10 protein-coding genes and 1 pseudogene are annotated in these 14236 nt (G+C 67.1%); 2 read left to right on the top strand and 9 right to left on the bottom strand.

Annotation, left to right across the window (positions count from 1 at the left end; translation table 11 throughout):
• Positions 1–76: 76 nt before the first annotated feature.
• The 3 genes and pseudogenes from ACKAE7_RS18455 to ACKAE7_RS18445 all read right to left on the bottom strand — a co-directional run.
• Positions 77–646 (bottom strand): annotated as a pseudogene (locus tag ACKAE7_RS18455) (FAD-dependent oxidoreductase); the annotation flags it as partial.
• Positions 643–2862 carry a molybdopterin oxidoreductase family protein gene (locus ACKAE7_RS18450; RefSeq protein WP_408979959.1) on the bottom strand — a complete coding sequence of 740 codons (2220 nt, stop codon included), beginning with the start codon at positions 2860–2862 and terminating at the stop codon, positions 643–645. The gene ACKAE7_RS18450 and the pseudogene ACKAE7_RS18455, both read right to left, overlap by 4 nt.
• A 1-nt stretch (position 2863) precedes the next feature.
• Complete coding sequence (locus ACKAE7_RS18445) at positions 2864–4336, bottom strand: MFS transporter (protein WP_188809258.1); 1473 nt, start codon at positions 4334–4336, stop codon at positions 2864–2866.
• Between the two features lie 277 nt (positions 4337–4613).
• Here ACKAE7_RS18445 and ACKAE7_RS18440 point away from each other — a divergent pair, with 277 nt between their 5' ends.
• On the top strand, positions 4614–6026 hold the full coding sequence (locus ACKAE7_RS18440) for an MFS transporter (protein ID WP_190610647.1): 1413 nt from the start codon (positions 4614–4616) through the stop codon (positions 6024–6026).
• A 152-nt stretch (positions 6027–6178) separates the two neighbouring features.
• On the opposite strand, the gene ACKAE7_RS18435 is transcribed toward ACKAE7_RS18440, so the two are convergent.
• From ACKAE7_RS18435 to ACKAE7_RS18410, 6 genes are all read right to left on the bottom strand, one after another.
• The gene (locus tag ACKAE7_RS18435) at positions 6179–6910 is read right to left on the bottom strand and encodes a glutamine amidotransferase (protein ID WP_408979958.1); all 732 of its coding nucleotides are present in this window, start codon (positions 6908–6910) and stop codon (positions 6179–6181) included.
• A 31-nt stretch (positions 6911–6941) separates the two neighbouring features.
• A complete protein-coding gene (locus tag ACKAE7_RS18430) occupies positions 6942–7379 on the bottom strand; it encodes a nuclear transport factor 2 family protein (RefSeq protein WP_188809261.1) in 438 nt (145 codons plus the stop codon).
• 15 nt (positions 7380–7394) lie between these two features.
• Positions 7395–9209: a biotin carboxylase N-terminal domain-containing protein gene (locus tag ACKAE7_RS18425; protein WP_188809262.1), complete on the bottom strand. Its 1815-nt coding sequence runs from the start codon at positions 9207–9209 to the stop codon at positions 7395–7397.
• Between the two features lie 154 nt (positions 9210–9363).
• A complete protein-coding gene (locus ACKAE7_RS18420; protein WP_188809263.1) occupies positions 9364–10008 on the bottom strand; it encodes a nucleoside triphosphate pyrophosphatase in 645 nt (214 codons plus the stop codon).
• Between the two features lie 9 nt (positions 10009–10017).
• Positions 10018–12558 carry an MMPL family transporter gene (locus ACKAE7_RS18415; RefSeq protein WP_188809264.1) on the bottom strand — a complete coding sequence of 847 codons (2541 nt, stop codon included), beginning with the start codon at positions 12556–12558 and terminating at the stop codon, positions 10018–10020.
• A gap of 18 nt (positions 12559–12576) precedes the next feature.
• Entirely contained in the window at positions 12577–13281 is a 705-nt protein-coding gene (locus tag ACKAE7_RS18410; protein ID WP_188809265.1) for a TetR/AcrR family transcriptional regulator, read from the bottom strand.
• Between the two features lie 163 nt (positions 13282–13444).
• Here ACKAE7_RS18410 and ACKAE7_RS18405 point away from each other — a divergent pair, with 163 nt between their 5' ends.
• Entirely contained in the window at positions 13445–14008 is a 564-nt protein-coding gene (locus tag ACKAE7_RS18405; RefSeq protein WP_188809266.1) for a hypothetical protein, read from the top strand.
• Positions 14009–14236: the final 228 nt, after the last annotated feature.

Here is a 14236-nt window from a genome sequence, read left to right as displayed (position 1 = left end):
GCTGAGGATCAACCTCAAACTGCTGGACGCGAGCATAAGCTCCACGCAATCGTCACCCACGCTCAGCAGGGATGTGGCCCAGCGGATGCGGGCCGTTGTGGACCACCGTGACGGTGGCTCCTTCTTCCGCCGCAGCCAGTGCGGTCTCCAGGCCCAGGACGCCGCCGCCCAGGACCACCACCCGCTTGCCGCCGTCCACGGCCTGGCGCAGCACCCCGGCGTCGCGAAGGTCGCGGAGTGCGGTGACGCCGGCCGGGAGGACCGGGTGGGTGGGGTCGGGGTTGATGCCCGTGAGGTTGGGAATGACCGGGCGCGACCCCGTGGCAAAGACCAGCCGGTCGTAGTGGACGGCGCCGCCGTCGGACAGGAGGACCTGCTGCCGGGCCCGGTCCACGCGCTTCACCCGGACGCCCAGGCGGATGTCCACTCCGTCCCCTGCCAGCTCCGCGGCGTCTGAGAGGGCCAGGGCCTCGGCGGTGGTCCTGCCCACGCCGAGATCAGCCACGAGAACGCGGTTGTAGGCAGCCTCAGCTTCCTCGCCCACCACTGTCAGGCCCACCTTGCCGCTGCGGACGGCAGGCAGGAGTTCGTCAACCAGCCGGGCCGCCACCGGGCCGAATCCCACAATGACAATCTGCTCGCTCATGAGGCCTCCGTCGTTTGAAGCACGTTGGTGGAAAGGGGCGCGGCTACGGGCCGGACCCAAACGGTGTTGAACTTGAACTCCGGCATCCCGGAGATGGGGTCCGTGGCCGCCTCCGTGAGGCGGTTCGCACTCTCGAGTTCGGGGAAGTGGAACGGCAGGAAGACGGTTTCGGGACGGATGGCGGTGCTGAGCTGGGCCCGGCACTCCACCTCGCCGCGCTCATTGGCCACGGACACGAGCGCACCCTCGGTGATGCCCATCGACGCTGCAGCCGCCGGATGGATCTGCACCATGGCTTCCGGCTGCGCCGCCAGCAACTCCGACACCCGCCGGGTCTGCGCGCCGGACTGGTAGTGCTCCAAAAGGCGGCCGGTGATGAGGGTCATGGTTTTCGCGGCGGTGCCATCCCCTGTAGGGGGCCCAGCAGGAGTACGACGGCGGCGCGGCGTCACCGGGGTCATCACGGCTTTGCCGTCCGGGTGCGCGAACCTGTCCCGGAACAGCCGCGGTGTTCCCTGGCTGCCGGCGGGGTAGGGCCAGTAGGCGGCTTCGCCGCGGTCCAGCATGGCGTAGTCGATCCCGGAGTAGTCCGCCAGTCCGCCGGCAGAGGCAAGGCGGAGTTCCTCGAACACGGTCTCGGGGTCCTCGCTGTAGGTGGACGGGGCGTCAAGGGCTTCGGCCAGCCGCGCCATGATCCACAGCTCACTGCGGGCACCGGCCGGCGGAGTGAGGGCCCGGCGGCGGCGCAGCACGCGGCCTTCGAGGTTGGTCAGGGTGCCCTCTTCCTCCGCCCACTGAAGGACGGGAAGGATGAGGTCCGCCTCAGCGGCCGTCTCGGACATAAAGAAGTCGCAGACCATCAGGAAGTCCAGGCTCCGGAGTCCTGCGATCACGGCGTTGGCGTCGGGGGAGGCCACAGCGATATTTGAGGCGTGGACAAAAAGGCAGCGGACGCCGTCGGGCTTGCCAAGCGACTTCAACAGTTGCACGGCCGGCAGGCCCGGCCCGGGAATGAGGTCCTCCTCCACGCCCCAGACCTTTGCCACGTGGGCGCGGGCGGCTGGATCGGTGATCTTGCGGTAGCCGGGGAGCTGGTCCGCCTTCTGGCCGTGCTCGCGCCCGCCCTGGCCGTTGCCCTGGCCGGTGAGTGTGCCGTAGCCGCTCAGGGCCGAGCCCGGCAGGCCCAGCAGGAGGCTCAGGTTGATCGCTGCCGTGGCGGTGTCGGTGCCGTCCACGTGCTGTTCCACGCCGCGGCCGGTGAGGATGTAGCTGCCGCCGTCGCGTGCGCCCCGGGCAAGCCGGCGGGCCGTTTCGCGGATGAGTTCAGCCGGGACGCCGGTGAGGGACTGCACCCGTTCGGGCCAGAAGGCGTTGACGCTGCGGGCTACGGCACTGTAGCCGGACGTGCGGTCAGCCAGGTACGCGGTGTCCACCAGGTTCTCGTGGATGACCACGTGGGAGATGCCCAGGAGGAGGGTCAGGTCGGTGCCCGGCAGGGGCTGGAGGTGGAGGCCGCCGCCGTCGGCCGTGAAGGCGGCCGTGGCGGAATGGCGAGGGTCCACCACGATCAGCCCGCCGGCGTCGCGGGTTCCCTTGAGGTGCTGCACGAATGGCGGCATGGTTTCGGCCACGTTGGAGCCGAGCATCAGGATGGTGCTGGCGGTGTCCAGGGCTTCGAGGGGGAAGGGGAGTCCGCGGTCAACGCCGAAAGCCCGCATCCCGGCCGCCGCGGCCGAGGACATGCAGAACCGGCCGTTGTAGTCGATGCGGGAGGTGCCCAGGGCGAGCCGGGCGAACTTGCCCAGCATGTAGGCCTTTTCGTTGGTGAGGCCGCCGCCGCCGAACACGCCGACGGCGTCGGCACCGTAGCGGGCGCGGGCGCCCTTCACGGCGGATACGGCGAGGTCCAGGGCCTGGTCCCAGCTGATGGGCCGGTGGACGCCGTCAGCGCCCTTCAGGAGCGGCTCCGTGATCCGTCCGGGGTGGTTCAGGAGGGTGGGGGAGGTCCAGCCCTTGCGGCAGAGGCCGCCGCGGTTGGTGGGGAAGTCCCGGCCGCTGACTTCAAGGGGTGCGGCCAGGGGGATTCCGGGGGCAGCAGTTCCCGGCACGGGGACTGACCCCGGCTGGGAAGCCGGGGCCAGTGCCGTGGGAGACGTGAGCGTCATGGCGCACTGCAGGGCGCAGTAAGGGCAGTGCGTGTCGGCGCTTTTGGTCATGTTAGACGTGTCCCATCGCATTTCGGTTGGCGTTGCGGATGTAGCAGGCCCAGCACACAACCAGCATCAGGACGTAGGCCCCGACGAAGCCGTAGAAGGCGGGGGTGTAGGAGCCGCTGGCCGAGTTGGAGGCGTTGAGCACCTGCGGGATCACGAACCCGCCGTAGGCGCCGATGGCGGAGATGAGGCCCAGGGCGGAGGAGGCGAGGCGCTGGGTGGCCACCGAGCTGGCACCCTTCCGGGCAGCGCGGCTGTTGGTGGCAAAGATGATGGGGATCATCCGGTAGGTTGCACCGTTGCCGAAGCCGCTGGCGGTGAAGAGCATCAGGAAGAGGACCAGGAAGAGCCAGAAGTTCTTCAGCGGCAGGGTCCAGATCATGGTGAGGGTGATGACGGCCATGGAGGCGAAGGCGGCCACGGTCATCCGGGCCCCGCCCATCCGGTCAGCCATGCGCCCGCCGTACGGGCGGGCCAGGGAGCCCACCAGCGGGCCGAGGAAGGCCAGCGACAGTGCCACGGTGCCCACTCCGATGGAGGAGAAAGCCGGGAAGTAGTCCTTGATCAGCTTGGGGAAGACACCGGCGAAGCCGATGAAGGAGCCGAATGTGCCGATGTAGAGCAGCGCCATGATCCACAGGTGCGGTTCCTTCAGCGCTGCGATCGAGCCTGCCACGTCACCCTTGGCGCTGGTGAGGTTGTCCATGTACTTCCAGGCACCGAAGGCGGCGATCAGGATGAACGGAACCCACATCCAGCCCGCCAGGGGCAGGTTGACCGTGCCGACGGCGAGGAGGGTGATGGCGATCGGGACGGCCAGCTGTGCCACGGCGGCACCCATGTTGCCGCCGGCGGCGTTCAGGCCCAGGGCCCAGCCCTTTTCGCGGGCGGGGTAGAAGAACGTGATGTTGGCCATGGAGCTGGCGAAGTTGCCGCCGCCGAAGCCTGCCAGGGCGGCCACCAGGAGCATGACGCCGAAGGGGGTTTCCGGGTTGGAGACACACAGGGCCAGGCCGATGGAGGGGATCAGGAGCAGCAGGGCGGACACGATGGTCCAGTTGCGGCCGCCGAAGCGGGGGACCATGAAGGTGTAAGGGATGCGCAGGGTGGCACCCACCAGGCTGGGCATGGAGATCAGCCAGAATATTTCGGAGGTGGAGAAGTTGAAGCCCGCTGCGGGGAGCTGGACCACCACGATGGACCAGAGCTGCCATACGACAAAGCCGAGGAATTCGGCGAAGATTGACCAGTTCAGGTTGCGGCGTGCAATGGAGCGGCCTGCGGTTTCCCACTGTTCCTTGTTCTCGGCATCCCAGTTGGCGATCCAGCGGCCGGGGCGGAATTCAAGGGCGGGGGTGTCTGTGGTGCGGGTAGGGCCGGGCTGTGCGCTGGCGGATGCGGCGGTTCCGGGCAATGCGGAGTCTTCGAGATCAACGGAACTTCCGGTGCCGGCATCGGCGGTGCGGTCAACAGTCACGGGGTACCTCCTTCTGGGGGATGTTGTTCCTCCAAGGTAGGGAAGCCGCGTTTCGTGGACGGACGCCATGTGTTAACGCGCTGTGACATTTGCCTATCGGTCCGCCTTGCCGGGTGTGAGGCGGGCGGTGTGGACCACGCAGTGAGACACACCCCACAAGTCCGCATGCTGGACCTTTCGTCCATTGACTGGACGGAGGGAACTAATATTGAACTCTGATTATTTCGAGCCGTTCCCTTACCCCGGGTCCGGCCGGTCCTCACGAAAGCGTTTACCTATGTCATCCACTGAAACGTCCACGGAGCCTGGGGCCGCCAAGCCGTTGAACTCCAAGGGCAAGGTTATTTTCGCCAGCCTTATCGGCACCACCATCGAGTTTTACGATTTCTACATTTACGCCACAGCGTCCGTACTGGTCTTTCCGCGGCTCTTCTTTCCTCAGGCCACCGAGATCAACGCTTTGTTGAGCTCTTTTGCCATCTTCGGTGTGGCCTTCATCGCCCGTCCCGTGGGCTCCGTACTTTTCGGCCACTTCGGTGACAAGTTCGGCCGCAAGGGCACCCTGGTTGCATCGCTGCTGACCATGGGTATTGCGACCTTCCTCATCGGCCTGCTTCCCACGGCATCGTTGCCCGGCTGGGCTGTCCTGGCGCCCCTGATGCTTGTGGTCCTCCGGTTTGCCCAGGGCCTTGCCCTGGGCGGGGAATGGTCCGGTGCTGCGTTGCTGGCCACGGAAAACGCCCCGAAGGGCAAGCGGGCCGTCTACGGGACATTCCCGCAGCTTGGCGCGCCCATCGGATTCATTCTCGCCAACCTGCTGTTCATCTGGCTCAACTTTGCCCTGTCTCCTGAGGCGTTCCTCGAATGGGGCTGGCGCGTCCCGTTCCTCCTGAGCGCGGTTCTGGTCATCGTGGGACTCTACGTCCGGCTGAAGCTCGTTGAAAGCCTCTCCTTCCAGAAGGTCCTGACCGAAGAGAAGGTTGCCAAGGTGCCCTTTGCGGCCACCTTCAAGAACCACTGGCGCCCTGTGGTGGCCGGAACCTTCATCATGTTCGCCACCTACGTCCTGTTCTATGTGATGACCTCCTTCACCCTGACCTACGGCACCAAGCCTGCCAGCGTGGAAGCGGCACAGGCTGCCGCTGAGAAGGCAGGAAAGCCGATGTCAGCAGCGGAAATCGCGGCGTTCGTCCCGGGACTCGGCATTCCCCGCGGTGACTTCCTCTGGATGCTGATCCTTGGCGTCGTCTTCTTCGGCATCTTCACCCTTGTCTCAGGCCCTCTGGCCGAGAAGTGGGGCCGCCGCAAGTTCCTGCTCTCTGTCACGGCAGGGATCTTCGTCTTCGGGCTGCTCTGGTTCACCATGTTCGGCCCGGGTACAGGTGCAGCCATCATCGGACTCATCGTGGGCTTCACTCTGATGGGGCTGACGTTTGGACCGATGGCCGCCATCCTGCCGGAGCTGTTCCCGGCGAATGTCCGTTACACCGGCTCGGCTGTCGCCTACAACCTGTCCAGCGTGATCGGTGCGGCTCCGGCGTCGTTCGTCGCCATTGCCCTGTGGCAGGCCGCAGGCGGAAGCACCTGGCTCGTGGGCCTCTATATGGCCGCCGCCGCAGTGTTGACGTTCATCGCCTTGTGGATCACCCGCGAAACGAAAGACACCGACTACGAGAACAACGTGGCCTAGGAAAACGGACTGTACGTTCCAGCCCGGTTCGTGGCTGCGGTGCCCGGTGCGTTCCCCGTCAACAAGGGGAGTGCGCCGGGCACTTCTGCGTCCGGGGCCGGAGCAGTTGGGCGGGAACGTACGACGGCGGCGCTCCGGGGCCGCCCGCGGCGTCACCGGGCGTAGCGGTCCACGAAGTTCCGGAGCACCTTCATGGGTTCGGTGACGGTGAACTGCCGGGCGTTCTCCATCAGGTCCTCAGCCGATTCGGGCGGGAAGTAGCCGGCGTTGCGGTAGATGTCGATGCGGGTGATGAGCCCGTCCACATCCAGTTCGGGGTGGAACTGCGTGGCGTACAGGTTCGTCCGGATGCGGAACATGTGCACCGGGCAGGCTTCGGAGCGCGCAAGCAGCACGGCGTGCGGCGGCAGGGCGGTGCAGGCCTCCTTGTGGCCGGTGAAGGCGGTAAAGCTGCGCGGCATCCCCTTCAGGACCGGGTCCTCGAGTCCCGCGTCCGTGAGTTCTATCTCCACTCCGCCCAGCGGTTCACCATAGGTCCTGTCGATAACGGCGCCCTGGTGCGTTCCGAGGGTGCCCACGCCGTAGCAGGCGCCCAGGAACGGGAAATCCCGGGCCACCAGCCCGTCCAGCAGCCCGGACAGTTCACGTTCCACCCGGTGCTGGACGGCTGATTTCTCTTCCGCCGGATCGCTGGAGGTGAAGGGGCTTCCGCCAACAATGACCCCCGAGTAGTCCGCGAGGTCCAGGTCCGGCAGCGGGGCAGCCTCGAGCCTGACGCGGCGCAGTTCCCGCTCTTCCAGACCGCCATAGCGCAGGTAGGCGTCGTATTCGTCGTCGGCGGCAGCGTCCTCGGCCCGGGAGGCCAGGAGCAGGAAAGGCAGCATCTGCTAAGTGTGCCGGTTTGGGCCGGAGCTGTCAGCTAGGCGGGGGCTGGGTGAGGGAGCGGCGCGACTGCGGGCGCGCGGCAGGGTCCGCGTGCCGGTGCACGAGCTTCCAGTAGCCTTCCTCGCGCCGGAAGATGCTGGTGACCCGGAGCGCAAACTCCTCCACGGCACTCCCGTCCAGGCGGGCACGGAAGTGTTCGGTCTCCACCAGGTAGGCGGTGTCCCGTGCGGTGTAGGACGTGATGGTGTCGAACCCCAGCATCTCGCCGTCCTGGAACTGCCGGGCAGCCTGGTCCAGCCTCGCCTCCACCTGCGCCCAGCCGCGGGCGATCCCGCCAAAGGGGTTGGCCAGCGTGACGTCGTCCAGCCGGGAATAGAGTTCCTTGACGGGCTCGGGATTGCCCCGGGTAATTTCGGGGACGGCCAGGTGGTACCTGCCCACTTCTTCCTGGAAACTGGGTGCGAGCATGGGTGCCTCCGGCGCTTACTGGTCTTCGATCATGGCGATGATGGCGCCGGCAGAGACTGTTTCACCGGAGGACGCCTCCAGCCCGATGACAATTCCGGCGCGGTGCGCCGTCAGCGGCTGCTCCATCTTCATCGCCTCGAGGACCACCACCAGGTCGCCTTCGGAGACGACGTCGCCGTTGGCCACAGCAACCTTGACGATGGTTCCCTGCATGGGGGACGTCAGGGCATTGCCGGTGGCCGCTGCAGGACCGCCGGAGCGGGAGCGCTTCTTCGACTTTGCCGGCTTCGCTGCCGCCGCCCCGCCCGTTCCCAGGGAACCCATGGACGCGGGCAGGACCACTTCCAGGCGCTTGCCGCCAACTTCGACCACCACGCGCTGGCGGTCTTCCGCCACGGCGTCGGCATCGGCGGAGCCGTCCGGAGTCCAGGCCGGGAGGTTGTTGACGAACTCTGTTTCGATCCACCGGGTGTGGACCGTGAACGGGCCCTCGGCCGGAGCGAACGCAGGATCGGACACCACCGCGAGGTCGAACGGGATAACCGTGGGGATGCCCTCCACCACCATTTCCTCAAGCGCGCGGCGGGCACGCTGCAGGGCCTGGGGGCGGTCTGCTCCGGTGACGATCAGCTTGGAAAGCATGGAGTCGAAGTTGCCGCTGATCTCGTCACCCTGTTCAACGCCGGAGTCGATCCGGACTCCCGGGCCGGTGGGGTTCTTCAGCACGCGAATGGTGCCGGGGGCAGGCATGAAGTTGCGGCCCGGGTCCTCGCCGGTGATGCGGAATTCGAAGGAGTGCCCGCGCACCTCGGGGTCGCCGTAACCAAGCTCTTCGCCGCGGGCCAGCCGGAACTGCTCGCGCACCAGGTCGATCCCGGTGACTTCCTCGGAGACGCAGTGCTCCACCTGTAGGCGGGTGTTCACTTCCAGGAAGGAGATGGTGCCGTCCTGGCCCACCAGGAATTCGCAGGTGCCGGCACCCAGGTAGCCTGCCTCCTTGAGAATCGCCTTGGAGGACTCGTAGAGCCGGCGGTTCTGCTCTTCGGTGAGGAACGGCGCCGGGGCTTCCTCGACGAGCTTCTGGTTGCGGCGCTGGAGCGAGCAGTCACGCGTGGAAACCACCACCACGTTGCCGTGGGCGTCCGCCAGGCACTGGGTCTCGACGTGCCGGGGAGCGTCCAGGAAGCGCTCGATGAAGCACTCGCCGCGGCCGAAGGCGGCGGTGGCCTCCCGCACGGCGGATTCGAACAGTTCGGGGATTTCCTCGCGGGTGCGGGCCACCTTGATGCCGCGTCCGCCGCCGCCGAAAGCAGCCTTGATGGCCACGGGCAGGCCGTGCCGGTCCACGAACTCGAGGATTTCCTCGGCCGATTCCACCGGGTCAGCGGTGCCGGGGACCTGCGGGGCGCCAACCTTTTCCGCGATGTGGCGGGCCTGGACCTTGTCGCCGAGGGCGGAGATGGCTTCGGGGGAGGGGCCGATCCAGGTGATGCCGGCGGCGATCACCTTCGCGGCGAACTCGGCATTTTCGGCCAGGAAGCCGTAGCCGGGGTGGATGGCGTCGGCGCCGGACTGGCGGGCGGCGTCGATGATTTTGTCCATGACCAGGTAGGACTCGGCCGCGGTGTTGCCGCCCAGGGCGTAGGCTTCGTCAGCGAGGCGGACGTGCAGGGCGTCGCGGTCCGGGTCTGCGTAGACGGCCACTGAGGCGATGCCTTCGTCGCGGGCGGCCCGGATGATGCGGACGGCGATCTCACCGCGGTTGGCGATCAGCACCTTTGTGAGGGTCGACTGCGTGGTTCCTGCGGACTGCTCCAAATTTGCTGACAAGGCGTCTCCTTCTTTCCTTCAGGGAGCCTAGCGCGGTTTTGAGGGTTCCGCCGATATTACTTGCGGAATCCGCGTGTAAACCGGCCGAGCTTTGTAGGGAAGCTACAAGACCTTGCCAATTGCGGCGCTTTTGTTGCAGGCGGTGCAGGTGCCGTCAGCTGTGCCAGAGGTCGGTGATGCGCACGTTCGCGGCGGCAAGCAGGCCGCGGAGAGTGGAGACGGAAAGTCCGACGACGGTGTGCGGGTCGCCGTCGACCTTCCGGATGAACGCCCCGCCCAGGCCGTCGATGGTGAAGGAACCGGCACAGTGCAGCGGCTCGCCCGTGGCGATGTAGGCATCTATTTCTGCCGGGTCCATCTCCAGGAAGGCGACCTCGGCCGAGGCCACCGTCCCGAGGGTGGCGCCGGTGCCCGAACCTTCGCCGTCGTCGTCGGAATGGGTGTCCCGGCAGTCCACCAGCCAATGGCCCGTATGCAGGACCCCGGTGTTGCCGCTCATCCGCAGCATGCGCTCGCGGGCGACATCGGCGGTGTACGGCTTGCCGTGCGCCTCGCCGTCGAACTCGAACACAGAGTCGCAGCCCAGGACCAGTGCGCCCTCAGCTTCCGGAAGCGCCGCCACCGCCTCCGCCTTGGCGCGGGCCAGCAGCAGGGCGGTGTCGTGCGGGTCGGTGACGCCGTAGCGGGCCTGGACGGCGTCCTCGTCCACGTCGGACACCAGGATGGAGTGCCGGATGCCGGCCTCGGCCAGGAGCTTGGTGCGGGCGGGGGACTGGGATGCAAGAATCAGGCGGACCACAAATTCAGCCTAATTGACCGGTCCGGCCTGGTGGACCAGTTCCCCGTGCGCCGGTGCCGCCCCGGTCCGGTTGAGCTTGGCGCCCTCCACGTCCACGTCAGGCAGGATCCGGTCCAGCCACCGGGGCAGCCACCAGGACCTTTCGCCCAGCAGGTACATCACGGCCGGGACGATGGTCATGCGCACCACGAAGGCGTCCAGGAGTACCCCGAACGCCATGGCGAAGCCGAGCGGCCGGACCATGGTGAGGTGGCTGAAGATGAAGCCGGCGAACACGCTGACCATGATGATCGCGGCGGCGGTCACCACGGCGGCCGCGTGGCGGAAGCCTACCCGGACGGCTTCCTTGGCGGTGGAACCGTGCATGTAGGCCTCCCGCATGCCCGAGGCGATGAACACCTGGTAGTCCATGGCCAGGCCGAACAGCACACCGATCAGGATGATGGGCAGGAAACTCAGCACGGCGCCGGGGTTGGCGACGTCGAACACGCCGCCGAGCCAGCCCCACTGGTACACGGCAACCACGGCGCCGAACGCTGCGGCGAGCGAGAGGAGGAAACCGCCCGTGGCCAGCAGCGGCACCACGATGGAGCGGAACACCAGCAGCAGCAGGATCAGGGACAGCCCGACGACGATGGCCAGGTAGGGCGGGAGGGCGTCACCCAGCTTGGTGGAGACGTCGATGTTGCCGGCCGTCTGGCCGGTCAGGCCCATCGCCACCCCGTGCTCGGACTGGATTTCATCATTGAGGCCGCGGAGTTCGGACACCACGTTGACGGTGCTGGCGCTGGCCGGGCCTTCCTCGGGGATGACCTGGAAGACGGCGGTCCGGCGGTCCCCGCTGAGGGCAACCGGTACAGCGGCCACCACGTTGTCCACGGCGCGGAGCTTGTCGGCGACGTCGTACTGCAGGGTCTGTGCCTGGGCTTCATCGAGGCCGGCCGGGAACTCGCCCACGGCGACGATGGGGCCAGTGACGCCCTCGCCGAAGCTGCGCGCCGTGAGGTCGTACGCCTGGTAGGCCTCGGAGTCCACGGGTTCGGAGCCGCCGTCGGGCAGTGCGAGCTGCAGCTGGGTGGCCGGCAGCGCGAGGGTGCCCAGGAGGAGCACGCCGGCCAGGAGGGCCAGGATGGGGTGCCGGGTGACCAGGCCGCCCCAGCCGCGGGTGCTGCGCTCGCGGTCCCTGGCTTCATCGGCTGCTTCGTGGCCGGGCTCGGCGTTGTGGGCATCGGCCTTGGCCCAGGCCCGCCGGGAAATGATGCGGCGGCCGATCAGGGACAGCATGGCGGGCGTCAGGGTGATGGCCACCAGGACGGCCACGGCCACCGTGCCGGCCGCGGCCAGGCCCATGACGGTGAGGAACGGCAGGCCGGGGACCACCAGTGCGGCGAGCGCGATGATGACGGTCAGGCCGGCGAAAACCACGGCGTTGCCTGAGGTGCCGGTGGCCCGGGCCACGGATTCCTCCGGGTCCATCCCGGCAAGGAGCTGGGTCCGGTGGCGGTTGACGATGAAGAGTGAGTAGTCGATGCCCACGGCCAGGCCAAGCATGAGGGCAAGCATCGGGGAGATGGAGCTCATGTCGAAGAGGCCGGACAGCGCGAACGTGATGCCGACCCCCACGCCGACGCCCACTACGGCCATCAGCAGCGGCAGCCCGGCGGCAACCAGCGTGCCCAGCATCAGGATCAGGACCAGGGCCGCGACCGCAATGCCGATGATCTCAGCGGCGCCGAAAAGTTCGGAGATGTCCTCGGTGATTTCCTTGCTGGCGTAGGCGGTGACGCCTGCGCGGGATGTTTCGTGGGCGATGTCCTGGACCTGTTGGCGGACCTCGGGGCTCAGGCCGTTGATGGAGGTGTTGAACTGCACCTGGGCCACGGCTGCGCGGCCGTCTTCGGACACGAACCGAATGGCCGAGGACGCTGCTGCCTGGCGCTTGCCGAGCTCGAGCTTTGCCTTGCTGGACTCCAGCTCCTGGACGCCTGCCTCGAGCCTTGCCTGGCCCTCGGCCAGTGTGGCCTTTTGCTGGCCGAGCTGGGCCTCGATGAGCGCGGCAGGGGCGCCGGCAGCCGAAAGCTGCTGCTCTGCTGCGGCCAGCTGTGCCTGGCCGGCTTCGAGCTGGGCGCGGGAGGCGTCCAGCTGGGCCTGGCCGGCGGCAAGCTGCTGCTCGCCGTCGGCAATGGCCTGTCCCGCTTGGTCCACCTGGGCCTGCGTGGCGAAGGGATCCACGGTGCCGCGGACGTCCGGAATGGCTTCAAGTTCCTTGAGGGAATCCGTGACGGCGGTCCGGCTCTCGGCGGTAAAGCCGCCGTCGGGAGCTTCAAAGACGATGGTGGCGGTGCCTCCGGAAGCTGAGGGCAGCTCTTCCTTCAGCTTGTCCGCGATCCGCTGCGTCTCCGTGCCGGGAATCTGGAAATTGTTGGACAGTGTCCCGTGGAACGCTGCGGCGGCACCGCCTACGGCCAGCAGGGCGGCAAGCCAGAGGGAGATGACCAGCCAGCGCCGGCGGTAGGAAAACTTGCCCAGGCGGTAAAGGAACAGTGCCATGTGAGGTGACCGATCTGATCAGGAGGGACGGGAGGCTGAGGATGAGGGTGCGGGCGAGGTGCCCGTGGTGAAACCGGAGCCGAGCAGGGCCATGGCGTCGATCAGGAGGTGCCGGAGCTCGGCAAGGGACGCGGGGGAGAGGTCCGCCCCGCGGCGGGAGAACCAGACCTCCATGGCGGCCTTGCCGCAGGAAATCACGGACCCCGCCAGGGCACGGAGGTAGAGCTCATCGACTGCGCCAGGTGTTGCGGCCGCACGCCCGCGGGCTACTTCTGTGATCTGTTCCCGGCAGTGGTCCCAGGCTTCCAGTTCGGAATGGGACATCAGGCTGCTCTGCTGGGTCAGCGTGAACAGCTCGGCCAGCGGGGCCACCGTCATCGGGTCCGCAAGGGCCATCAGCGCCTCTTGGGCGGACTGGAGGACGGGTTCGTCCGCGGGCCGGAGTTTGAACTGCTGGATGGCGTTGTCCAGGAAGCCGTGGGTGACGGAGGCCAGTGCAGCGTCGGTGCTGCCGAAGTAATTGAAGAAGGTCCGGCGTGAAATTCCGGCGGCGTCTGCGATGTCCTCTACGGTGAAGTTCCCGGGCCCGCTGGTGCGAAGGAGGGCCAATGCGGCGTCTGTAATGGCCTGGCGGGTGGCGGCTTTATTCAGCTCCCGCCGGGATGTCGGCGCGGGTGCCTGATCAGGGTCTTCGGGCGGGGTGGGGTCTGCGGAAATCGTCACGCTTTTACACTACGTGCAAGTTTGCACTCTGGGCAACTTACTTTCACAGGAGAATGAAAGGTTCCCAACAGCTCTTCCATGAGTTGCTTGCCGATGCTGGAAATGTCCCGAAAAGGACTCAGGATCAGCAGCCGTCCCGGACGGCAGTACCAGGAGACAAGAAATGTCACGCACAAAGAAAATGACCCTCGGCCTGTCAGCCACGGCGTTGGCCCTTGCCGCCGGAATCGGCGTTGCCGGCATGGCCTCCGCCACCACGACACCCGCTCCCACCCCCAGCGCGAGCTCGAGCGCATCGGCAGATGCCAGCACCAGTACCGTTCCCGGCGGCGGCATGGGCAAGCACGGCGGCCGGGGCGGTGAGCGTGGGATTGCACAGGCGTCCGGACTGGCGGAGAAGCTGGGCGTTGAGGAAGCAAAGGTGACCGACGCCCTGCAGGCCTTCCGCGAGGCCAGCAAGCCCGCCGGTCCTCCGGCGGAGGGGGAGAAGCCTGATGCAGCTGCCCGCGAGGCCGCCCTTGCGAAGTCGCTGGCTGAATCGCTTGGCATCGAGGAATCCGCGGTCACCACGGCGCTGGAGGAGCTCCGCAGCGAACGGCAGGCAGAGAAGGCGGCGGGCCTGAAGACCCGGCTGGACCAGGCCGTCGCGGACGGAAAACTGACCCAGGCCGAGGCAGATGCCGTCACCAAGGCGGTGGAGAGCGGGGTGATCGGCGGCGGGCACTGATCACAGTCCCTGCTGGATAGCGCCTTGCACGGAACCTGGCGCGCTGTACGGAAAGTGCACCGAGACAGACAATAGCGCCGACACAGAAAGAAGTCCCCGGGAACGGTCCAGTTCCCGGGGACTTCTTTCGTGATGGGTGAGCAGGGGCGCTTAGGGCGTGTCTCCTAAATTGAGGGATGGCTGGCTGGAATGCTTAAGGTGTGTCGCGAACTTCTGTCTTGAGTGATG

Origin of the sequence: Pseudarthrobacter sp. NKDBFgelt (assembly GCF_046097905.1) — a bacterium.
Lineage (GTDB): Bacteria > Actinomycetota > Actinomycetes > Actinomycetales > Micrococcaceae > Arthrobacter > Arthrobacter polychromogenes.
The sequence above is the reverse complement of the archived record's forward strand: the minus strand, read 5'-3'. Positions and strand labels throughout refer to the sequence as shown.

Excerpts from the sequence above, each read along its gene's own strand:
- ACKAE7_RS18415 (WP_188809264.1), bottom strand. The coding sequence starts at position 12,558 with ATGGCACTGTTCCTTTACCGCCTGGGCAAGTTTTCCTACCGCCGGCGC.
- ACKAE7_RS18405 (WP_188809266.1), top strand. The coding sequence starts at position 13,445 with ATGTCACGCACAAAGAAAATGACCCTCGGCCTGTCAGCCACGGCGTTG.
- ACKAE7_RS18450 (WP_408979959.1), bottom strand. The coding sequence starts at position 2,862 with ATGACCAAAAGCGCCGACACGCACTGCCCTTACTGCGCCCTGCAGTGC.
- ACKAE7_RS18435 (WP_408979958.1), bottom strand. The coding sequence starts at position 6,910 with ATGCTGCCTTTCCTGCTCCTGGCCTCCCGGGCCGAGGACGCTGCCGCC.
- ACKAE7_RS18430 (WP_188809261.1), bottom strand. The coding sequence starts at position 7,379 with ATGCTCGCACCCAGTTTCCAGGAAGAAGTGGGCAGGTACCACCTGGCC.
- ACKAE7_RS18440 (WP_190610647.1), top strand. The coding sequence starts at position 4,614 with ATGTCATCCACTGAAACGTCCACGGAGCCTGGGGCCGCCAAGCCGTTG.